At 60.7% G+C, this 23092-nt stretch carries 18 protein-coding genes; 13 read left to right on the forward strand and 5 right to left on the reverse strand.

What is annotated here, in order from left to right; genetic code table 11:
* Positions 1–29 precede the first annotated feature (29 nt).
* From DyAD56_RS17515 to DyAD56_RS17535, 5 genes are all read right to left on the reverse strand, one after another.
* Positions 30–2138 carry an FUSC family protein gene (locus tag DyAD56_RS17515; protein WP_102304059.1) on the reverse strand — a complete coding sequence of 703 codons (2109 nt, stop codon included), beginning with the start codon at positions 2136–2138 and terminating at the stop codon, positions 30–32.
* 192 nt (positions 2139–2330) lie between these two features.
* Positions 2331–2846 carry a hypothetical protein gene (locus DyAD56_RS17520; RefSeq protein ID WP_102304060.1) on the reverse strand — a complete coding sequence of 172 codons (516 nt, stop codon included), beginning with the start codon at positions 2844–2846 and terminating at the stop codon, positions 2331–2333.
* Between the two features lie 436 nt (positions 2847–3282).
* Positions 3283–4212 (reverse strand): LysR family transcriptional regulator, encoded by a 930-nt coding sequence (locus DyAD56_RS17525; RefSeq protein ID WP_102304061.1) that lies wholly within the window; start codon positions 4210–4212, stop codon positions 3283–3285.
* Positions 4213–4420: 208 nt separating this feature from the next.
* On the reverse strand, positions 4421–5488 hold the full coding sequence (locus DyAD56_RS17530; RefSeq protein ID WP_146010555.1) for a hypothetical protein: 1068 nt from the start codon (positions 5486–5488) through the stop codon (positions 4421–4423).
* Positions 5489–5708: 220 nt separating this feature from the next.
* Entirely contained in the window at positions 5709–7418 is a 1710-nt protein-coding gene (locus DyAD56_RS17535; protein ID WP_102304063.1) for a thiamine pyrophosphate-dependent enzyme, read from the reverse strand.
* 554 nt (positions 7419–7972) lie between these two features.
* Between DyAD56_RS17535 and DyAD56_RS17540 the strand changes: the two genes are divergently transcribed.
* The 13 genes from DyAD56_RS17540 to DyAD56_RS17600 all read left to right on the forward strand — a co-directional run bounded on the left by DyAD56_RS17540 (position 7973) and on the right by DyAD56_RS17600 (position 23059).
* Positions 7973–8614, forward strand: a complete 642-nt coding sequence (locus DyAD56_RS17540; protein ID WP_102304064.1) for a response regulator transcription factor — start codon at positions 7973–7975, stop codon at positions 8612–8614.
* Positions 8615–8637: 23 nt separating this feature from the next.
* Positions 8638–10479, forward strand: coding sequence for a hybrid sensor histidine kinase/response regulator (locus tag DyAD56_RS17545; protein ID WP_199179025.1), 1842 nt, complete (start codon positions 8638–8640; stop codon positions 10477–10479).
* Positions 10480–10794: 315 nt separating this feature from the next.
* Complete coding sequence (gene tssB, locus DyAD56_RS17550) at positions 10795–11298, forward strand: type VI secretion system contractile sheath small subunit (RefSeq protein ID WP_102304065.1); 504 nt, start codon at positions 10795–10797, stop codon at positions 11296–11298.
* Between the two features lie 6 nt (positions 11299–11304).
* Complete coding sequence (gene tssC, locus DyAD56_RS17555) at positions 11305–12798, forward strand: type VI secretion system contractile sheath large subunit (RefSeq protein ID WP_102304066.1); 1494 nt, start codon at positions 11305–11307, stop codon at positions 12796–12798.
* 86 nt (positions 12799–12884) lie between these two features.
* On the forward strand, positions 12885–13385 hold the full coding sequence (locus tag DyAD56_RS17560) for a type VI secretion system tube protein Hcp (RefSeq protein WP_102304068.1): 501 nt from the start codon (positions 12885–12887) through the stop codon (positions 13383–13385).
* 27 nt (positions 13386–13412) lie between these two features.
* Positions 13413–14201: a type VI secretion system accessory protein TagJ gene (locus DyAD56_RS17565; RefSeq protein WP_102304069.1), complete on the forward strand. Its 789-nt coding sequence runs from the start codon at positions 13413–13415 to the stop codon at positions 14199–14201.
* A 12-nt stretch (positions 14202–14213) separates the two neighbouring features.
* The gene (tssE, locus tag DyAD56_RS17570) at positions 14214–14717 is read left to right on the forward strand and encodes a type VI secretion system baseplate subunit TssE (RefSeq protein ID WP_102304071.1); all 504 of its coding nucleotides are present in this window, start codon (positions 14214–14216) and stop codon (positions 14715–14717) included.
* A gap of 4 nt (positions 14718–14721) precedes the next feature.
* A complete protein-coding gene (gene tssF, locus DyAD56_RS17575; protein ID WP_102304073.1) occupies positions 14722–16605 on the forward strand; it encodes a type VI secretion system baseplate subunit TssF in 1884 nt (627 codons plus the stop codon).
* Complete coding sequence (gene tssG, locus DyAD56_RS17580) at positions 16569–17591, forward strand: type VI secretion system baseplate subunit TssG (RefSeq protein WP_102304074.1); 1023 nt, start codon at positions 16569–16571, stop codon at positions 17589–17591. Before tssF ends, tssG begins: the two co-directional genes overlap by 37 nt.
* Before the next feature lie 121 nt (positions 17592–17712).
* Entirely contained in the window at positions 17713–20460 is a 2748-nt protein-coding gene (tssH, locus tag DyAD56_RS17585; RefSeq protein WP_102304076.1) for a type VI secretion system ATPase TssH, read from the forward strand.
* 45 nt (positions 20461–20505) lie between these two features.
* The gene (locus tag DyAD56_RS17590) at positions 20506–21384 is read left to right on the forward strand and encodes an immune inhibitor A domain-containing protein (protein WP_102304077.1); all 879 of its coding nucleotides are present in this window, start codon (positions 20506–20508) and stop codon (positions 21382–21384) included.
* A 159-nt stretch (positions 21385–21543) separates the two neighbouring features.
* Positions 21544–21966 carry a hypothetical protein gene (locus DyAD56_RS17595; RefSeq protein WP_233202566.1) on the forward strand — a complete coding sequence of 141 codons (423 nt, stop codon included), beginning with the start codon at positions 21544–21546 and terminating at the stop codon, positions 21964–21966.
* Positions 21967–22105: 139 nt separating this feature from the next.
* Positions 22106–23059 (forward strand): hypothetical protein, encoded by a 954-nt coding sequence (locus DyAD56_RS17600; protein WP_102304080.1) that lies wholly within the window; start codon positions 22106–22108, stop codon positions 23057–23059.
* Positions 23060–23092: the final 33 nt, after the last annotated feature.

Raw genomic sequence — 23092 nt, forward strand, 5'->3', positions numbered from 1 at the left:
TCGAACGGCTGTGCCATGACTGATGTCGTTCAATGCGGAGGCGCGTCGATGTCACCGAGCGTCCATCCTAATCCCGTTCTAGCGATATACGGTGCAAGTGCGGATTCATCATCACGCAATGCGTTGCGTAGTTGAAGAAGGTGAGACAGAGCTGGCTGGCAATTCGCGCGTGCCTGCGGCAACGCCAGGGAAGCGAGCTGGATGGCGCGCTCGACGGAGTGATCGGCTGCCTGCCATCGCGCCATGTCCGGCGCGTCGTACAACTCAGCCAGTGCCCGTACGGCCTGTTGCACGGAACGGCGTACGATGACGGGGAGTGCTGCGTGCTGTACGTCCTGGCGAAGCTCGATCAGCGTGCGGCCGCAGTCGTGAACCGCCAGCCCCCAGGCCATCAGGCAGCGTGACTGTACGCTGCCATGGCGGGTGTGCTCAACGATCTGGTGAAAGAGATCGCGATTACCACTTTCGAACGCATAGAGCAGGCCGTGCGTGGGTGCTGTCGCAGCGAGTTGCACCTGCCGGCGCAACTGCTGCATCTGTCGCTGCCGAAGCCATTGAGAGCCGACAACGGCAGGGATAAGCATGAACGCTATGCCCGTAACCATCAGGCCGAACATGGAGGCCAGCGCTTCGTTGATGAAGCGATCCGGGTCGTACACCATAGGGTTCTTCAGTGCGAGGGTGAGCACGAAGCCCAGCGTGTAGCCCGTGCCCACGCCGGGCAGAGTCGCATTGCGGGTAGTCAGGTAGGGTCCAATCATCAACAGAGGCAGCGTTCCCAGCGCCAACATGGTGAAGCCGTCGCTACCGGGCAGTAGCCAGAACGAGGCGATGTACGAGGCCACGACGCCAAGCGCGAAGCCGCCTAGCGTGTTGGCCGTGACAGCCACCGGAGCGCTCGTGGTGGCCAGCAGCCCGCTGAATAGCGTTGCCAGCAACATGGCGGTGGTGGCCGAAGGCCAGTCTGTCGCCAGCCAGAACACGCTAAGGCCCAACATGGTGAGGAACGTGCGCGCCACGGCAATCAGCGGGGCAACCTTATCGTTGGGGCGCTTGAAAGTGACCTCCTCTATCTCGCCTTGCAGATGCCCCTGTGTCTCGCGCAGGGTCGCCTCCAGTGCTGCAAAGTCGCGAAGTTCACCGGCGAAGCGGGACAGCAATGCGGCGCCGCTATCGAATTGCAGCAAAAGATCCGGATCCTGGCGCAGGGTCGTGCGCAGTTGCGTCGCCCGCAATGGGAGCTGTGCTTCGCAAGCATCTAGACGGGCAGCAAGCGGTCTTAGTGCAGGTGAGGTCGTTGGTGTGAGGGCCTCGCTAACGGGCGCATAGAGCTGGGTGAGCGCTCGCGCCGTGCGACCGTGATGGTTGCGCTCCAGACGATTGACCAGATGATGCAGGGACTGAAAGCTGGTGGCAGCCGCCATGTAGCGCAGGTTCAATAGCCGCATGCGGCTGCTTCGCACGCGCGCCTGTGGATCCTCGAAGATCACGGAGGCGCGCAGATCCTCCAATTGCACCGCAGCGCGCACGCAACGCAGGTGGGCCTGTTCCAATTGTTCGCGAGGGATGCCGCCGAGCAGGCCTTCGCGCGCAAAGGCAATGAAGTCATCGAAGTGTTCGCGCTCGGTGCGCTGCAACACATCGCGCAAGCGCTCCGGCCAGACGATATCGCTCACCAGCGCGGCAATGACGATGCCCAGCATGACCTCGCTGACGCGAAGCATCGCTGTGTCGAAGACGCGATAGGGGTCGCTAACCGCCGGCAACGCCACCACGGCCGCGGTGTAACCAGCCAGCACAAAGCCGTAGGCCATGAAGTTGCGATGGAGAACGGCGCCGCCCGAGCACAGGCCCACCCATAGTGACAGGCTGAACACAAACAGCTCGCGCTGCTGTGGAAACGCAGCCATCAGCAGAAGCGCGAACACGCTGCCGGCCACCGTGCCGATGGCGCGATAGAAGCTCTTGGCGATCACCATGCCACGTTGCGGATGCATCACGATGGCGACGGTGATCATGGCTGTTGCCGGCTGCTGCAGTTGGAACAGCATCGACAGCCATGCGGTGAGGTAGAACGCCAACAGGCATTTGAATACGAAGATCCACGCCTGGCGCTCGCCTGCGAGGAACAAAGCCATGCGGGAACCTCGCCGCATCGCGGGGCGATCCATGGGCACCGAATTCATCCTGTCCCTGCTGCTCGTGACGTGTTGAATGGCGAAAGCAGGGGCGGCAGAGCGGCCGATGCCGCACGGTAACCGTGCGGCATCGGTGGTGCGACACCCGTGTTATGCAGAGCCGCCAACTCGATCGCGAGGCGACGGCCCGCATCACCCCTGGATCTGGTAGGCCTCGATCTGGCTGCGGGAGATGCCGATCAGTGCGAGCTTCTTCAGGTTGTCCACGCGCTTGGGAAGCGTCGACACCGGCGTCTTGGTGGGATCGAGCGGCGTGCGCGACGAAACCACCAGGCGCGCGCCGTCGCAGATCGTCAAGGTCATGGCGGTCTTCGTGCCGGTGTTGGCGGCCGTGTCCTGCATCGGCTTGCTGCAGTAGGCGTCATCCTGTGGCTTGGGGCCTTGGCCCAATTCCACGATCAGTCGCGGCGATGCCAGGTTGGCAGCGCCCACGGCCTCGCTGTTCGGAATAGCGTCGGCGATCTGCTGATTGGTGGCGTCCGGCAACGCGCCACGCACTTCAATCGGCAGGCTCGGCATGGCCTTCTTCCAGTGATCCACCGTGTCGTCCGAATTCGCCCATCGCGCATCGACGGTGGCATGGCAACCGGCCAGCATCAGCGTGGCAGCGGCGAAGGCGAGGGCGGTCAGTCGGGAATGGATGAGCATGGTGATAGGTCTCTGGAGTGGCAGCGCGGGGCGCGCGTCAAGGGCGCATCGCTTGACGCGATGCGGTGGCAAGTACGGTTCAGGAGGCGCAGATGCCCAAGCGGCTTGCATCGCCGCGTGGTACGTCAGGTGACTGTGGAGTGGCTCAGCGGGTGGCTTTACCCATGCGCAGAAACGTCAGGACGACGCGTCGGGCTGGGATCGCGGTGCAGGCTGGGTATATCGGATACGCGGAAGCGCTGGCGTCATACGTTCAACGGAGCGCCATGGCCGTGCGGTGAAAACGGAAGCAGTCATTGCCTGAAGGTGCGGAGATCAGCGAAGGCGCCAGTGTTATGGATTCGTTCGCGTCGATAAATCACCTGCAGCGCCCGGCACATGGTCCTGTCATTCCCCAATGCGCGTGGCCTGAGGGTAAGACATCCGCGCCGGGCGGTCAGGTATGCGGCGCAATGACCGAATCCCACGGCGCACCAGCTCCCCAGCGCTCCACGAGAAAATCGATGAATGCGCGAGTCCGAGGCGTTAGATGGCGTTTGCTCGGATAGACCAAGCGGATGGGATCCGGTGGCGGACGGTACGCGCGCAAGACTTCCACCAGTCTGCCGGCACGCAAGTCGTCGCCGATGACGTAATTGGCCAGATGGGCAAGCCCGAATCCCGCCAGGGCCGACTCGCGTACGGCTTCGGAGTTGTCGATGTTTATCCGGCCCGGACCCTCGTACAGAAAGGGACCGTTCTCCATTTGCAGGCGCCACGGTCGTGGCCGCTCGGCGTTGATGTAAACGATGGTGTCGTGGTCGACCAGCTCAGCGGGATTCATCGGCGCGCCACGCCTGGCCAGGTATTCCGGCGATGCGCAGACGATGAACTGCTGCCAGGCCACTGTGCGCGTCAATATCAGCGAGTCCTGCTTGGGAGTGCCGATGCGCAGGGCAATGTCGAAGCCTTCCTCGATCAAGTCCACGAAGCGGTCGGTGAACCACAGCTCCGCGCGAAGCTCCGGCCATTGCTTCAGGTAGTCGTGGATCACCGGCATGATGTGGCGCTGACCAAAGGACGGCGGCGTGATCAGCCTGAGCGTGCCGGTGGGGTGGCTGCGGCGCAGCGCCATCGTGGCGTCCACGTCCTCCAGTTCTTCCAGAATCTGTCGCCAGCGCTCGTAGACGATGCTGCCTTCGTCCGTCAGGCTCAGCTTGCGCGTGGTGCGATGAAGCAGTCGCACGCCAAGTTGGCTTTCCAGGCGCGCGATGCTCTTGCCCACGGCGGAGCGTGTGAGTCCGAGACCGGTAGCGGCGGCCGTGAAGCTGCCGGATCTTACGGCGGCTACGAAGGCGGCGATGTCGCCAAGTCGATAAGGTTCCATGTGCGAGAGTCGTGGTTGTCGATGTGCGGCAGGCTTCGTCTACGAAAAGCGGGTTTGCCAATGCGCAGGAGGCGCATGCGACCCGGATGTGAGCCATGCGTTGGCTCGTATCGTACTAGGAGCCGTGGCGGCGTTGCCGCCAGAGTGCTGAATCAGCCATCAGTATCGTGCGGGCAATCCGCTGTGGATGCCTGCCAGAACCCCGTACTCAGTTCGGCATGATCGCCTGGACTTTTCCATCGATAGCCTGCACCACGGACATCCCCTCGGCTATGTCCCCGTGGTCCTTGCCATGAGCGGGATGGCCTTGTACGGGTCTGAAGACCCATGCACCGGGGTGTTTCTCGCGCACGCCGCGCAGGCCAGTGGAGACCGCCGTTCCAGCGGGGTAGCTGATGTCGCCGAGACGGGTATCGCGCGCCAACACAGCGTACTCAACGGCCATAACGTTGCGTTGTCTGTCCAGCCGCAACGTCGGGTGACGCAGCGGTAGTCCTTCTAGCTCGAAGACGCCGTCATCGACTACATCGATGCGCCAGTAGTCATTGTCGCGCAGGCCATCGCCATAGGCTGTGGTGCTGCGAATCAGCCTCGATCCGTCGGGAATCGGCGATTGGGCCACCGCATTGCCTGCCGCCAGTTGGCACGAATACGGCGTCTTGATCCGTGCGTCATGGCGTAGCACGACTTCCAAAGGCTCGCTAGCGCCGCAGGTCCAGCCATCGACCATTTGCATGCTGGCGATGATGAGCTCCATAGCGGGAAGGTTGGTAGGGGATGGCGCATCTTGCGGCGCCTCATCGTCGCCCTCTGAGCGAACGCTCAAGGCGATTGCGGATATAGCGAAGACGCTGACAGCATGGGGGAAATGAGCCTCATCCAAAGAGGTCATGTCGGTCGCGTCACGGAGTGACAGCTGCGTGCCCACCGGCATGTTCACGCCAAGCAAGGTGGCGGGTGCCGTCAGCGTGGGATGCAATGCAGCCTGTTCCTTCCTGGATTCCCGGTCGACTCCCAGCCACACGACGGCCGCGCAGACGAAAAACAGGCTGGCTGCACACAGCACGGCGAGAATGCCGATGGAACGTCCTCGATGCCTGCCAAACGATCGCCGGGCCGCAGGAACCAAGCCGAGCGCGGCGCCCCAGAAAACAACAGCGATGGTCGCCAGAAACGAGAGGCCAAGGACAATGAAGAAGGCGCCAGAGAAAATCGGAACGGGGATCATGGAGGAGTGGGTTTCTCGCCGTGCTTGGTGATGAAGCTTGCCAGACACGGGATTCCGGTCGGCCTTGTGGGCCGCTGGCGATCCATGCCGCGTCTATCAAAAATGCGTGGACACGAGTGTCGTCGCGAATCCATGGCATATAGTGCCATGCCCATACTGCATGATTGGCGATGTCACAACCGGAAGCACCTGAATAGCCTCGTCGAGAAGTGACAGCGCGATGGGCCATGGATGTGTCTTCTCGTGGCCCATCGCATTCGCCGATATATCAGATGTTTTCGCGAACCAGCTCCAATACGTCATCGCCTCGACCATGCAGGATCGCACGCGTGGTGTACAACGCCATGCCCAGCACGGGCTTAAGTTCGACAAAGGGTGGTTTAACCAATTCCAGCGGGCTCACCCGGACATTGAGCAGGGCAGGCCCCGGCTGCGCTAGCCACTCCTGTACCGCCGCCTCGATCTCCGACGCCTTGCTCACCGTTTTGCCCCATAGGCCTATCGCTTCGGCTACTTTGCCGAAATCGGGATTCTTCAGGCGCGTAAAGGTGTCGAGCATGCCTTCGGACTTTTGCTCGATCTCTACGAATCCAAGTTTCCGGTTGTCAAAGACGGCAATCTTGATGGGTACGTCTTCCTGGATGATGGTGAGTAGCTCGCCGAGGAGCATGGACAGCCCACCGTCGCCGCATAAGGCAATCACCTGTCGATCGGGCGCTGCCTTCTTCAAGCCGATCGTATTGGGCAGCGCTGTGGCCATGGTTCCATGCAGAAAACTGCCGAAAATACGGCGCTTTCCGTTCGCCGTGGTATGCCTGACCGCCCAGACGATGGGTGTGCCGTCGTCACCGGAGAAGAGGGCATCGTCGTCCGCATAACGATCGATGACCGACGTGAGGTACGACCCGGGAATAGTGTCGTCATGGCCTGGCACCAGGTGGCTCTTCCAGGACGCCATGGCCTTGGCGAATCGCTCCACGTATTCCCGCTGGAACGATGCATCGTCGCGCTGTTCCAGGCGCGGCAAGAGCGCTCGCAAGGTCGGCTGAATGTCGCCCACGGCGCCGATGGTCACGTGATGGCGCCGCCCGAGATGCGTGGGATCGATGTCAATCTGCACGATCTTGGCATGGTCCGGATAGAACTGACGCCACGCGAAGTCCGCACCCAACAACAGCAAGGTGTCGCAATCGAGGATCGCCTTGTAGCCCGCCTCGCTGCCGAGCAGCCCGGTCATGCCCACGTTGTACGGATTGTCGTGCTCAAGAAAGCTCTTCGCCCGCGAAGTATGCGCAACGGGCGCCTTCAGCTTCGCCGCCACCTGCTTGATCTCGTCCAACGCATCTTCGCAGCCGCTGCCTGCGTAGATCGTGATTTTCTTGCCGCTGTTGAGGATGCCTGCGATCTCGCTGAGCTCCCCATCGTTCGGCGTCACCACGGGTTTGGCGTGGTGGACCCGATAGGGGAAATCCTCGTGAACTTCGCCGTGGGAGATATCCACGGGAACGATCAGTACGGCGACACCTTGCTTGTTGAGCGCGGCCTGGCACGCCATCACAGCCTTCTTTCGCGCCTGCTCTGGCGTAAGGATCATGTCGCAGAACACGCTGCAGTCTTTGAAGACCGCCTTGAAGTCGACCTCCTGGATGGATTCGAAACCTAGGTCGCTCATCATGATCTGACTGGCGATGAGGATGACCGGCGCCCGATTGCGATTGGCTTCGTACAGCCCGTTGATGAAATGCAGGCTGCCAGGCCCACAACTCCCCGCGCACGCCGTCAGGTTTTTGGTCAGTTGTGCCTCGGCGCCGGCGGCAAAGGCCCCAGCCTCTTCGTGACGAACGTGCACCCAGGCGATGGGGCTGCGCTCCAAATGTTCCGCGAACAGATTAAGGGTGTCACCCACGATGCCGTAACAACGCTTCACGCCGGCTTGTTCCAGGACTTCGATCAGTATCTCGGCAACTTTCTTGCTCATGTCGTTCTCCTCGAGTAGATACCAAGCAGGGTGCTCCACCCTCGACAAAGCGGGCTCGTCCATACCGCGCGTGATGGTGACTGGTGACCAACGCGTGTGCGCTTCCAGGCCTCCTGGCGCCACGGAGATGAAGCTAAGGCCCCAGGACTTCGGGTCATCTCACCCAAAGAGCGCGGCCTTTGTGGGCAAGGTGCATCCGGGCTTGCGGCGATTGGAAGTAAATCCACCACTGCCCCAAAAGACGACACTCTCCGCAGGTCGGTACTGCAACAAGTAGCCGGTAACGCTATCGAGAAGCCCGTGATGGTCTAGAGAACGCCGTTCCAAACGCTCAACTCAAACGACCCGCGGAGGCCTGCAGCTGATCACAATGCCGCTGAGTGGCCGCCTGGGCGCACAGCATGCCGCGGGCTCTGGGATGTGATCCATACTTTTTACACTTGCACCCTCGAGCTAGTAAGGCAAACTTGCCTCTTTCGTGGATCGAGTCCACGGACACAGTGCTATCTCTTCGCCGTGCCATTTCACGGTCACGGTGCGAGAAACGGGGAACCATGTACGCGATATTGCTGGTGGACGATCACGCGATGTTTCGTGAGGGAATACTGCTGACCATTACCAGGGCTCATCCAGCCCTGGAGATCCATGCGGCCTCGTCGGGCGCGTCTGCCTTGGCGACGCTGGAAGCGCATCCGGACATCGGACTGGTCGTGACGGACTTCTATTTGCCCGATATGCCAGGAAGTGCCCTTGTGCGCCTGTTGCGTACGATGCGCCGCGACATTCAGATCTTGGTGGTCTCCGCCTCGGAAGATCCCGCGGACGTGCATCGGGCGCTGCAAGCGGGTGCGGGCGGATTCATTCACAAGACCGCCGGCAGTCAGAGCTTGCTGGACGCGCTTTCGCGCGTGTCGGCTGGGCTGGGCTATCTGCCGGATACCTATTCGCCCACCGGTGAAGGCGCGGCGCCACGCGATGAGGCTGCATTACTGGTCAGGCTGACGCCACGACAAACGGAAGTACTGCGCCTGGTGTGCGAAGGCATGCGTAATGGCGAGATATCACAACGACTGGGCATGACGGAAAAAACCGTCAAGGCCCATATGTCGGTCATCCTCAGCGTGCTGGATGTACCCAACCGCACGCAGGCAAGCCTGTTGGCGCGTCGCGGGGGTTTGCTCGGCAAACCCAGCTAAATTGAAAGGAGCGGGGCGATTCCATGGGCGATGACAACGGGCGGCCCGGGCGGTCATACGACGCGGCGACCATGACCGTGGCGATCGATGCCGATCATGTTCGCGAGATTCAGCTCGCCTCGTTGCGGCGAAGCTTTCCGTTCGCTCTGTTCGGCTCGACGCTGGTCGCCTGCATGACGGCCAACGTGCTCTATCACTCTGTGCCAGTTGTCGAACTATGGGCTTGGCTTGGCATCTCGCTGTTTACCTCGGTCTGCCGGCTTGCGGCCTTGATCCGCTACTCCCGCACACTAGCGCAGCCCGGGGCAGGTGAGCGCTGGCTGCGGCGTATGACGATGGGCAACCTGGTGTCGGGAATGTTGTGGGGTGGCGGGTTCGCCTACTGGTCGTTCTCGGTACCCATCGAATACCAGCTGTTCTTTATCGTGATCCTGTTTGGGCTGGGCACGGGCGTCATCTATTCCAACTACATGATTCTTCCCGTGGCGTATGCCTTCCTGTTGCCGGCGTTCGCTCCTCCATTTATCGCGCTGGCATTCAAGCCATCAGCCCTGCATCTCGCACTGGTCACGGGCGGCATCGCCTATCTCGTGGCCGCCATTGCCTTCATCCATCGGATGCATCGAACGCACATGGATGCGCTGAGGCTGGGCTATGAAAACCTGGCGCTGCTGAAGCAAGTGCAGAAGGAGAAGGAAGCAGCCGAACGTAGCGATCTGGAAAAATCCCGATTTCTCGCGGCAGCCAGCCACGATCTTCGGCAGCCGGTGCATGCCATGAGTCTGTTCCTTGAGTTGCTGGTCAAGGAGAGCCTGTCCGACCATGGCCGCTACTTGGTAAACAACATCACTAGCGCGACCGCTGCTATGGGGCATCTGTTTGATGCGCTGTTGAACATCTCCCGCTTGGATGCAGGCGTGGTGCAACCAGCGTATCAGTCGTTTCCACTGGACTGCTTACTTGAGCAGCTATGTGCCGAATACTCTTTACAAGCGCAAAAGAAAGGGTTGGAACTTCGTGTGCGGCCAAGTTTTGCCGTAGTTCGCACGGACCCCATCCTGATCGAAGTCATCGTACGCAACCTCATCAGCAACGCGATCGAGCACACGATCCAGGGGCGGGTGCTCATTGGTTGCCGCAAGCGTGCTGGACAGGTGTGCATCGAAGTGTGGGACACGGGCCCGGGTATTCCTGAAGATCAACAAGAGCGTGTGTTTTGGGAGTTCCATCAGCTGGGTAACCCAGAACGCGACCGAAAGAAGGGGCTTGGCCTGGGCCTGGCCATCGTGAGGCGCACGGCTCGCCTGCTGGATCATGGACTGACACTGTTCTCCGTACCGGGACGGGGCACCATGTTCCGCTTGAGCGTAGGTCTTGATCAGAAGCACAAGGTGGATCAAGGCCACCTAGCCGCCAACATGACGAGCGAATCGCACGCAGCGCCCTATGGCAGAGGTGGAGCCCCAGCGGTTGAGCACCTCGTGCTCGTGATTGACGACGACGCGCAGAATCGCGAAGGCATGCGGTTGCTTCTGGAGAGCTGGGGGCATCGGGTCATCTGTGGGGCTAGTGGCGAGGAAGCACTGGCGAATGTCGTCCATCAGCGATCCAAGCCAGCACTGATCATCAGCGACTACCGCTTGCGTGACCATGAAACGGGCATTCACGTGATCGATTGCCTGCGTGAGGAATACAACGACGCAGATATCCCTGCGTTGCTTATCAGTGGAGACACGGATCCTGTCCGTCTGATTGAAAGCAGCGAGCGCGGCATTCCGTTACTGCATAAGCCGGTGCAAGTGGAGATCCTTCGCGCCTGGCTGAGTCGCATGCTCCATGGCGAGGCGTCGCCTGCTGCACAGTAATCGCGGCATGGAGATTTCGCCTGTCACGGCCTAGGTCTTTGGTCGCATGTCGCTCGTCGCACACGGCCTCGTGATGGCGCGCATTAGTCGACAGCATGTGTGCAAAAAGTGAGTGAAGAGATCCGCATCTGTGGATGCGAATGAGCGTGGCTGACCCATGAGACGGAATGACGGGTAGTCGTTGTGGTTCGGTGCAAGACTCAGTCTTCATCGAGCCGTTTGTCGTTGCGTAGAGCGTCGTGATTTCCATCACTTCGCTCGGCGTGTCGCAACGCATCGAGCAGGAATTCCGCCCAATACGATGGGAGACTCCGTATGGCTACCAAGAGCAGCCAAAAGTTCATTGCCCGTAATCGGGCTCCGCGTGTGCAGATCGAATACGACGTTGAAGTCTACGGCGCACAGAAGAAGGTGCAGATCCCATTCGTGATGGGCGTCATGTCCGATCTCTCCGGGGCGAACGCCGGCGAGCTTCCTTCCGTGGAAGAGCGCAAGGCACTAGAGATCGATGTGGATAACTTCGACAGCCGCCTGCAGTCGATGAAGCCGCGTGTGAGCTTCGCCGTACCCAATACGCTGACAGGTGAGGGCAACCTCAGCGTGGACGTCACGTTCGAGAGCATGGACGACTTCTCGCCCGCTGCGCTGGCGCGAAAGATCGCTCCGTTGGCCAAGTTGTTTGAAGCGCGCTCCCAGCTCGCCAATCTCGATACCTACATGGACGGCAAGGCTGGCGCCGAAAAGCTGATTGCACAGGCGTTGCAAGACCCCGCGTTGCTGCAGTCGCTGGCCTCTTCACCCAAACCGGAAGGGGAGTGATCACCCATGGCCACCGAGAGACTGGCTGACACCGGCGCTACCGCCGAAACCGTTGATGTCAATGAATTCGCCTCGCTTCTGAGCAAGGAATTCAAGCCCAAGAGCGACCGCGCCAAGGAAGAAGTCGAGTCAGCCGTACGCACGCTGGCCGAGCAGGTGCTGAGCAAGTCGGACATCGTTTCTGAAGACGTATCGCAGACGATCAAGGCCTACATTGCCGAAATCGATCGCAAGCTCACTGAGCAGATCAACCTGGTCATGCATCACGCCGACTTCCAGAAGCTGGAAGGCGCCTGGCGGGGACTGCACCATCTGGTGAACAACACCGAGACGGATCAGCAGCTGAAGATCCGCGTGATGAACATCTCGAAGAAGGACCTTGCCAAGACGCTCAAGCGTTACAAGGGCACGGCTTGGGACCAGAGTCCGATCTTCAAGAAGCTGTATGAGGAAGAGTACGGTCAGCTCGGCGGTGAGCCTTATGGCTGCCTGGTCGGCGACTACTACTTCGACCACAGCCCGCCGGACGTGGAACTGCTGGCAGGCATTGCCCAAGTGGCGGCTGCCTCGCATGCGCCATTTCTGGCCTCGGCCGGTTCCACGCTGATGGGCATGGATAACTGGAACGAGCTCGCCAATCCGCGCGATCTGGCGAAGATTTTCTCCACGCCTGATTACGCCGCGTGGCGTTCCCTGCGCGAGTCGGATGACGCCAAGTACATTGGTCTCACCATGCCGCGCACGTTGGCGCGACTGCCCTACGGCGCCGCGACCAACCCGGTGGAAGAGTTCGATTTCGAAGAAGACACCTCGGGCGCCGACTCAGCGAAGTACACCTGGCAGAATGCCGCCTACGCGATGGCGGTGAATATCAATCGCTCGTTCAAGGAGTACGGTTGGTGTTCACGCATCCGTGGCGTCGAGTCCGGTGGTGCAGTGGAAGGCCTTCCCACGCATACCTTTCCGTCAGACGACGGCGGCGTGGACATGAAGTGCCCTACCGAAGTCGCCATCACCGACCGTCGTTCCGCCGAGCTGGACAAGATGGGCCTGATGCCGCTCGTGCATCGTAAGAACTCCGACATGGCGGCCTTCATCAGCGCGCAGTCGCTGAACAAGCCGGATGAATACGACAACCCCGATGCGACCGCCAACGCGGCGCTCGCGGCGCGCTTGCCCTACATGTTTGCCTGCTGCCGTTTCGCGCATTACCTCAAGTGCATCGTGCGCGACAAGATCGGCTCCTTCAGCAGTCGCGAGCAGATCCAGAGCTGGCTGACCAACTGGATCCTCAATTACGTGGATGGCGACCCCGCCAACTCCAGCGAATCCTACAAAGCCTCGCATCCGCTGGCCGCCGCCGAAGTGGTGGTTGAGGAGGTGGAGGGTGCGCCGGGGTATTACAGCTCCAAGTTCTACCTGAAACCGCATTACCAGCTGGAAGGCCTGACCGTGTCTTTGCGACTTGTGTCGCGCTTGCCATCGCAAGCCAAGGCTTGAGCTTCGCACCGTCCTGACGCTTCGCCCGTGCTGGATGGGTGAAGCAACGACATCGTCCGAGTTACATCGAGATAGGAGTGGGTTTCATGGCATTTGACATGCATATCAAGTTTGAAGGGAAGGCCGTCACCATCGATGGCAGCTCCGCCCACAAGAAGCACAAGGGCGAAGTGCCCGTGCTGGCCTGGTCGTGGGGTGCCTCCAACTCGGCCGACCTGCACAACAGCAAGACCGGTGGCGGTGGCAAGGCGCACGTGCAGGACATCTCGGTCACCAAGTACGTCGACTCGAGTTCGCATGCACTGCTCCAGGCCTGTTGCACGGGTGCCAGGCTGGATAAGGCCACCCTGGCGGTGACCAACGCCACCGGCGAACAGACGGACTACGTCACCATCGAGCTGAGCGAGGGCGTGATGGTCACGTCGGTGTCCACCGGCGGCTCCGGTGGCGAAGATCGACTCACCGAGAACGTGACCCTGCATTTCGGCAAGTTCCTCTACAAGTTCCAGCCGCAGAAGCCCGATGGCAGCGCGGACGGCGCCGCCAAGCCCTTTACCTACAACATGCAGGAAGTGGCGGCGGGCTGATCGTCGGCGGAACACGGGGATACGGATATGACGCCAGAAACACTGCTGAAAGCCGGCGATGTCGAGGGTGCTCGGCAAGTGTTGATGGCGCATATTCGGAGCGAGCCGGGCGATGCGCGTGCGCGTATTTTCCTGTTCCAACTGCTGGCCGTGCTCGGTCAGTGGGAGCGGGCCGGCGACCAGTTGGTGGTGAGTTCCGAACTGGACCCTGCCAACACATTGCTCGCACAGGCCTATGGCACGGCAGCGAGGGCCGAGATGGATCGTGCCTCGGTGTTTGCCGGTCGCAGCAAGCCCACGGTGATTGGCGAGCCGGAGCCGTGGGTGGCCTTGCTGCAGCACGCGCTCAAGCTTCATGGGGAGGGTCGACATGCCGAGGCCGCTCAGTTGCGGGAACAGGCTTTCGAGGAAGCGCCTGCGGTTGGCGGGACGATCGACGGCCTCCCGTTCCAGTGGCTGGCCGATGCCGATTCCCGCTTGGGGCCTTGCCTGGAAATCATCGTCAACCGCGGCTATGCCTGGTTGCCGACCACGCGAATCAAGTCGCTGGTCTTCGATGCACCGTCCGATCTTCGCGACAAGGTATGGGCGCCTGTGCAGGTGACGCTCTCCAACGGTGGCCAGATGATGGGTTTCGTTCCTGCGCGTTATCCCGACACCGAACGTTCGGACGATGGCGAACTGCTCATGGCTCGCAAAACAACATGGCTGGATGTCGGCGCGGACAACTTCCTCGGTGTCGGACAACGCATGTTCATCACGGATGCGGGCGACCACCCGTTGCTGGATATCCGTCGTATTGAATTCGATACGTGAGGCAACCGCGCCGTGGCCGAACTCACCACCCAGGAAAGGCTGCAGCCTTCGCTGCTCGATCGCCTGACCGACGATGAGCCGGCCAAGTCGGAAGAGGGGCGCGACAAACGCGTGATTTCTTCGGCCCGCCTGCGTGAATGCGTGGCGCGGGATATGTCGTGGCTGCTTAACTGCGTCAATCTCGAGGCAAGCGTGGATCTCGAGCTCTATCCCGATGTCGCGCGCTCTGTACTCAATTTTGGCATCCCTGATCTCACAGGCGCTGCGCTTTCTGGCATCGACACGGAGAAGCTGCAACGACGAATCCGTGAAGCCATCCTGGCGTTCGAGCCACGCCTGACGGCCAGCAGTTTGCGCGTCACGGTACGCGCCAACTCGGCCCGAATGGATCGACGATCGCTGATGTTCGACATCGAATCGGAAATGTGGGCGCAGCCGATTCCCTTGAACCTTTACCTGAAGACCGAGATGGACCTGGAAACGGGCAAGCTCGCCGTCTCGGAAAGCCTGGGCTGACGCCATGGACCCGCGCTTACTCCGCTACTACAACCGCGAGCTGCAACACGTGCGCGAAATGGGCGGCGAGTTCGCGCGTGAGTACCCCAAGATCGCCGGGCGCCTGGGCCTGGAGGGTTTCGAGTGCGCCGATCCGTACGTAGAGCGCCTGCTGGAGGGTTTTGCCTTTCTCGCGGCTCGCGTGCAACTCAAGTTGGATGCGCAGTACCCCGTGTTTACCCAGCATCTGCTGGAGATGATCTATCCGCATTACCTGGCGCCTGTGCCCTCCATGGCGGTGGTGCAGTTGCATCCCGATCTGAAGGAAGGTGGCCTGGTGGCTGGGCACACAGTGCCGAGGCACACCGCGCTGCGCAGTCTCACTGCACGAGACGAGCGCACGGCCTGCGAGTACCGGACAGCGCATGACGTCACGCTGTGGCCACTCAGCATCGTGGACGCCAAGTACCTCGAAACCCCCGCAGCCATCGCCGCGGCCGGCATTGAGCTTCCCGCCGGCAAGAGTGTACGCGCCGGCTTGCGCCTGAAGTTGACGGTGCCAGCCGGTATGCAGGTGAGCATGCTGTCCGTGGATGCTTTGCCCGTTTTCATCGCCGGCAGCGACGAGCAGCCCAAACGCCTCTACGAGCAGCTGTTGGGCAATGCCGTGGCGTGCGTGGTCCGCGGGCAGGGTGCTGACGGCCCCTTCAGCCGCAAGTTGGACGCGGCGTGCATTCGTCCGCGCGGCTTCGACGACGAAGATGCGCTCATTCCTTATGACGGCCGCTCATTCAGCGGCTACCGGCTGCTGCAGGAATATTTTGCCTGTCCGGAACGCTTTCTGTTTGCCGAGTTCACCGGCTTGCGTCCGCTGCTGGCCCGCATGCAGGGTAGTGAGTTCGAGCTGGTCGTGCTGTTTGATCGCAGCGTCAGCAGCCTGCATAACGCCGTGGATGCCAACAACTTCCGCCTGTTCTGCACGCCGGCCATCAATCTGTTCCCTCGTCGCGCCGACCGCATCCACCTGCAGCAAGGAAAGGCCGAGTATCACATCCTGGCCGATCGCACGCGCCCTATGGATTTCGAAATCCACAGCGTGGATCAGGTGGAGGGCTTCGGCGACCTGCAAGAGCCGGAGCAGCGCTTTCAAGCGTTCTACGGTGGCGACGAACGCACCTGGCACCAGCGTCAGGCGGCGTTCTACACCATTCGTCGCGAACCGCGTTTGCTCTCGGCGCGCCAGAAGTTGCAGGGGCCGCGCTCCAGCTATGTCGGCAGCGAAATGTTCATCTCGCTGGTGGACGCCAATGATGCACCGTATTCAAGCCGGCTCCGGCAGCTTGGCATGCAACTGCTGTGCACCAACCGCGATTTGCCACTGCATATGCCGATTGGGAAGTCGCGGACCGATTTCACCATGGATAGCGGCGCACCCGTCGAGAGCGTGCGCTGCGTCGCCGGCCCCACCAAACCGCGGGCACCACGCGCCACGGGTGAAACGGCATGGCGTCTACTAAGCCACCTGCAGCTCAATTACGTGTCCTTGCTGGACGAAGGTGCGGGCAAGGGCGCGGCTGCACTGCGTGAGATGCTTCTGTTGTATTGCGATGAATTTGACTCCGCGGCGCTTCGCCAGATCGATGGCATCAAGTCCGTAGGCTCCCGGCCCATTGTCCGGCGCATACCGGTGCCGGGTCCTATTGCGTTTGGTCGCGGGCTGGAGATCACGCTGACCTGCGACGACGGTGCCTTCGAAGGTACCGGCGCCTATCTGCTTGGCGCCGTGATGCAGCGATTCTTTGCACGCTACGCCTCCGTCAATGCGTTCACCGAAACCGTACTGCGCACCCTGGAGCGCAACGAGGTAGCCCGATGGCCGGCGATGCTCGGCACACGCCAGATCCTGTAGCGCTGCACGCAGCCCTGCAGGCAACGCCGGAGGCGTTCGAGTATTTCGAGGCGCTGCGGCGGATCGAATGCGCGCACCCGGAAAAGCCGCGGCTCGGTCAATCGGCCAAGCCGTCGGATGACCCCGTGCGCCTGTGCCACACGCCTTCGCTGGCCTTCGCACCGCGCATGATCGATCGCTACGAGTTGCGCGACGCCGGCCAACCACCACAGCTACACGGCTTGTTCTTTGGCCTGTTTGGGCCGAACGCGCCACTGCCGCTGCATTTGACCGAATACGCGCTGGATCGCGAACGCAACGCCAAGGACTCCACCCTTGTGGCCTTTGCGAACATTTTTCATCACCGCATGATGGGGCTGTTCTACCGCGCCTGGGCCAACGCCCAACCCACCGTGCAGCACGACCGGCCGGCCGACGATGGCTTCCATTTGTATCTGGGCGCCCTGGTGGGGCAGGCGACGCCGCATCTGGATGCGCGTGATGCTTTGCCCGACAGTTACCGGCGTCATTTCGCCGGGCGCTTATGGCAGCAGGCGCGCAACTCGGAAGGCCTGCGTGGTTTGCTTGAGCGCTTCTTCCACGTGCCGGTGGCCGTAGTCGAATTCGTCGTTGAATGGATGCGGCTGCCGCAGGGTGCTCATCTGCGGTTGGGTGGCGGCATGAATGTGGCAAGCCTGGGCCAGACGGCCGTGCTCGGTGCGCAGGTGCGCGGAGGCCAACATCGCTTCCGCCTACGCTTGGGGCCTCTCGATCGTCTTCAGTTCCACCGCTTCCTGCCCGGTGGAGAAGCCTTGAAGCAACTCACGGCTGCCGTGCGCGCGTATGCAGGCGACGAGAAAGCCTGGGACGTACAACTGGTACTGCATGCGCATGACGCGCCTGTCGCGCAGTTAGGGCGACAAGGCCGCATGGGTATGACCACCTGGATGGGCAAGCCGCGTCATGGCGCCACGGTGGACGATGTGATTCTTCATCCGATGAGCTAGGGCGCTTGCGCCCGTGTATCCGATGTTTCCAGAGAGTGGGCAATGAGCATAAAGGCAGCAATCCCCCAGACACGTGCTTTCGGCCCAAGCCGCTCCACCACTTTGAAAGGAAGTCGCCGTCATGGCTGAAATCAGTCGCAGCGCTCTATTCGGCAAGCTCAACAAGCTGGCCTATCGCGGCATCGAAAGCGCCACCGTATTCTGCAAGCTACGGGGTAACCCGTACGTCGAACTGGTGCACTGGATTCACCAGATTCTGCAGCTACAGGATTCGGATCTGCACCGCATCGTCAAACAGTTCAACCTCAACCCGTCGAACCTGGCGCGCGACGTCACCGATGCACTGGATCGCCTGCCGCGCGGCTCCAGCACCATCTCCGACCTGTCGAGCAACGTGGAAGAGGCTGTCGAGCGCGGCTGGGTATTTGCCACGCTCATGTTCGGCGAAGCGCAGGTGCGTACTGGTTATCTCATGCTCGGCATCCTGCGCACCCGGCACCTGCGCAACGCGCTGGTGGCTATCTCGACCGAGTTCGACAAGATCAAGCCCGAGGCCTTGGGCGAAAAGTTTGCCGACGTCGTGGGCGGTTCGCCAGAGGATGGCCAGAACGCCAATGACGGATTCCGCCTCGGCGGCACCGCACCCGGCGAAACCAGTGGTGCGATGGGTCCTGCCCAGATGGGGAAACAGGAGGCGTTGCGCCAGTTCACCGTGGACCTCACAGAACAGGCACGTAGCGGCAAGATCGACCCCATCGTCGGCCGCGACGAGGAGATCCGTCAGGTCGTCGATATCCTCATGCGTCGCCGCCAGAACAACCCGATGCTGGTGGGTGAGGCTGGCGTAGGCAAGACGGCTGTGGTCGAAGGCTTCGCGTTGCGCATTGTGGCGGGCGACGTGCCGCCGCCGTTGAAGGACGTGGAGCTGCGCACGCTGGACGTTGGCCTGTTGCAGGCCGGTGCCAGCATGAAAGGCGAGTTCGAGAACCGCCTGCGTCAAGTGATCGAAGAGGTCCAATCCAGTCCCAAGCCTATCATCCTGTTCATTGACGAGGCGCATACCCTGGTCGGTGCCGGTGGTGCCGCAGGCACGGGCGATGCAGCCAACCTGCTCAAGCCCGCACTGGCCCGCGGCAACCTGCGCACCGTCGGCGCCACCACCTGGGCCGAGTACAAGAAACACATCGAGAAAGACCCCGCACTTACCCGTCGCTTCCAGACCGTACAAGTAGACGAGCCTAGTGAAGAGAAGGGCATCCTGATGATGCGCGGCGTCGCCAGCGTGATGGAGAAACATCATCGCGTGCAGATTCTGGACGAAGCGCTTGAAGCCGCCGTAAAGCTCTCGCATCGGTACATTCCCGCGCGCCAGCTACCTGACAAGGCCGTGAGCCTGCTCGACACCGCCTGCGCGCGCGTCGCCATCAGCCAGCACGCCGTGCCGCCCGAGGTGGACGACACGCGCAAGCGCATCCAGGCCTTGGATACCGAGCTGGGCATCATCGCCCGCGAGCGCACCGTGGGTATCGATGTGGCTGAGCGTGAAGCTGCGGCCTGTGAGAAACTCGCCTTTGCCAAGGCGCGACTGGAAACGCTGGAAGCCAACTGGCAGGCAGAGAAATCACTAGTCGAGCGCATCCTGGCGTTGCGCGCACGCCTGCGCGCTGACGCCTCGGTAGTCGAAGGCACCGGGAGTGCGTTGGAGAAGGCCGCCGATGCGGAGACGGATGTCGCGGTTCACGAACCCGTGCTCGACGAGGTGGCGCGCGCCAAGACACTGGGCGAACTCAAAGCATTGCAGACCGAACTGGCTGAACTGCAGGGCGATGCACCGCTGATCCTGCCCACCGTCGACTACACCGCCGTAGGCGCAGTGGTTGCCGACTGGACCGGTATTCCGGTCGGGCGCATGGTCAAGAGCGAGCTCGAAACTGTGATGAACCTGGCCAGCCTCATGGCCCAACGCGTGATCGGACAGAACCACGCGATGGAGATGATCGCCAAGCGTATCCAAACCTCACGCGCCGGTCTGGATAACCCAAACAAGCCCATCGGTGTGTTCATGCTTGCCGGTACATCCGGCGTCGGCAAAACCGAAACCGCGCTCGCGCTTGCCGAGGCTCTGTACGGCGGCGAGCAAAACCTGATCACCATCAACATGAGCGAGTTCCAGGAAGCGCACACCGTCTCCACGCTCAAGGGCGCACCTCCGGGCTATGTCGGTTATGGCGAGGGCGGTGTGCTTACCGAAGCCGTGCGCCGCAAGCCGTACTCGGTCGTGCTGTTGGACGAGGTGGAGAAGGCGCACCCGGACGTGCACGAGATCTTCTTCCAGGTGTTCGACAAGGGCGTGATGGAAGACGGCGAAGGTCGCCAGATCGACTTCAAGAACACCTTGATCCTACTCACCACGAATGCTGGCACCGACTTGATCGCCAGTCTGTGCAAGGACCCAGAGCTCATGCCGGATGCCGAGGGCATGGCCAAGGCTCTGCGCGAGCCGCTGCTCAAGATCTTTCCGCCAGCGCTACTTGGGCGCCTGGTGACTATTCCGTATTACCCGTTGAGCCCGGAGATGCTTGGCGAGATCGTCAAGCTGCAGCTCAATCGCATCAAGAAGCGTATCGAGGCGAGATATCGTATTCCGTTTGATTTCGGCGATAACGTGGTCAGGCTCGTCGTTAGTCGCTGCTCGGAAAGCGAGTCCGGCGGCCGCATGATCGACGCGATTCTTACGAACACCATGCTGCCCGATGTTTCACGAGAGTTCCTCAATCGAATGATTGAGGGCAGGCCTATTGAGCGCGTTACGGTAGAAGCAACAGATAAGGGGTTCTCCTACGAATTCGGCTCAATCACTCAATCTTGATCCGGATTCCGTTCGACGCGGACACTTGGTAGGAAAGGAACTGAAATGAATGAACTCGCGACTAGGTTTGCGGCCCGTCTAGCAGCCTCTCCTTCGCACACTAAGCGTTATCGTCACATATGGACTCAAGAACAGAATGGAGTGACCTACGGTGACGGAATTAGTACCTGGCCAGCGATATATGAGCTGACCACAAGTAACGCATCGTCCGCACTGACGGTGAAGGTTCTTATCGGTGCCAGAGACGGCGGAGGTGGTTTCACGGCTGAAGTATCGACACGCTGGGAAATGGCCATCAAGCGTGTCTGGAGCGACAAAGCCACGGTGTCGATTAAAGAAACCGTCAACGGTAACGTCGTGACTCACACACGCCGAGTGTTGTTCGAGATTGGATGGAATCACACGAACGCTGAGTACTCGGTCCTATGTAGACCCACGCCAGGTATGACCGGACTCATCGCATCGGTGGACGGCGAGCTAACGGCCTCGGCGAGAACCTCGCGGTTAGAGCTGATGGGCGTGCCGGCGATCAAGGCGGGGACCTACGATGTCGCATGGCCACAGTGGCGCAAGGAAGCGTTACTGCGCGATGTGGACCGAGACAATGTTTTTCATGGCACACCAAACATGCTCGAGTGGGGTGCCAAGGACAGCGAAGCTGTTCCGCACGAGTTCGGTCACACCATTGGTTTGCCGGACGAGTACGACACCACTCGATATAACGGGAATCCGGTTGACGCGACCATCTATGGCCAGCCTGGATTCAGCACAAAAAGCATCATGAACAACACGGTCTCGAACCGCGGGTCAACTCTCTACGCGCGGCACTTTGACCTGATCGCTAACGATTACCTGGATCTGATGAGGACACTGGTGAAGCCGGCTGGAACCTTTACGGGTGTTCCAGAGATCAAGATCCTGTGATGACCAGAATAGTGCGCGGAGAACAATGCATATCACCACCCGATTGATTGTTTTCGCCATGGATATCGATCTGACTCGATGAATGCAGCTTCGTTATTTAGCGCCATCGAGTGACGATATTTCAAAGAATTTGACTATATAAAGATCGGATAAGGATGTATGTCAGGACATTATCTATTGACCAATATCCCTCAAACGGAGCTCAACATGGCGACCTTCAAAGGGGCGGCGTGGTCGGCTCGGATGCACGCAAATGTCGGTTGGACCCAAACTTCCCGCCAAGCCCTAAGTTCTGTTCTTGCGAATGTCGCGATCCCCAATCGCAACCAACTACCGCCGCATTGCTACCTGACATTTGCGGGTCAGAACCCTGCGCCCATGGCGCTGAAGAACTATCTAAAGGTGGCGTCGTGGGTTGATAGTCTTCGGCGGCCGACCGGGGCGGGATTTGGTTTGACCGCGCTTAACGCCATAGCTGGTGGCTTGTTTGGGAATGGCCATTTTGCAGACTCTCTGATCGCTCAGATCGAGCACGGGGGCGTCTCTGTCGAAATCTACTATGTGAGCGGCTATGAGGTTTGACACTTCGAACACCGGTGGCAGGGTTCATTCATCTGCTGCGGTGAGCGGCTGAAAGATTGTGAAAACACCACCGTGCCCCAGGAAGTAGCGGCATCGTATCTGGCCCCTGTACGTTTCTGATGATCGATATGGATTACCCATGCGAATAGTCTTCTACCTTTGTGAGGCAAGTGGGCTCAACACCTTCGTGAGGGCGGTGGGGCGCAGATTGCCGACGAGCCGGTTCAATCAGCTCACGCCATTTCAGAAGATCCAGCATTGGTTCGGCTTTAGCCCCGAACGGGTCGCGACGAACCCGGGTGGGGCGATGGTCAATCGCGCAGTGGTGCGCGGTGCTCGAAGTGGGGAGCAGTGGTTCTTTGCGTTTATCCACGAGAACGTCTCATGGATGTCACCCTTTACCAATGCCTTCCTTCAGACCCAGGGCAGCCGGCTGACAACCGTCAATCATTGGCGGTCGTTTTTCTGGGGGAGGGACGCCATCTACCGTGGGCGTGAAACCTACCAGCGGAGGGTCCTCGGCGCGTGTCTTCGTGCGGGCGGATTTGGGACGCCGTTCGAGGCTGTCAAGACAATAGCTGTTGGTTTTGCGCTAGGAATGCTGAAACGTTGGTGGGATGAATTGCTTGCGGGCGGTGGGGGTGTTGATACGCCCGCGCCCGTGGATCCGCCGCCACCTGAGATGCCGCCACAAGGGCGTACGGTTACTGGTAGGGATCAGAAACACGCAGGGCGCGTTGGCTTCAGGCTGCCGCCAATGCACATCCCGCGGACAAGAACCCGACGAACGCTTCGAGACCTGGTGATCTTTGCGCTGATGTCGATGGGCATGAGCCGTCAGGGGGCCGAAGACCTCGTCGATGGTGAGGTGATCTATGGTGCCGACGCTGATGTCTATCGCCAGATATGTCGACTGATCTTTATCCAGTGTCTGGCATGCGAGGACATGACGGCCATCGATCATGAGGAGTTGCTCAACGCTGTGGTCTATTTCCCAGACGATGACATGCTGGTCAGTTGGTGTCCGTCGTGCGGAACGTATTGCGAGGCCAATGTCACCACGTTAATGGGTGATCGCGTGTTCAACCTCTAATAGCGCCTTGCGAAGGAGGCTCGCGTGCAACCT

The sequence above is a fragment of the Dyella sp. AD56 genome (assembly GCF_002878475.1).
Lineage (GTDB): Bacteria > Pseudomonadota > Gammaproteobacteria > Xanthomonadales > Rhodanobacteraceae > Dyella.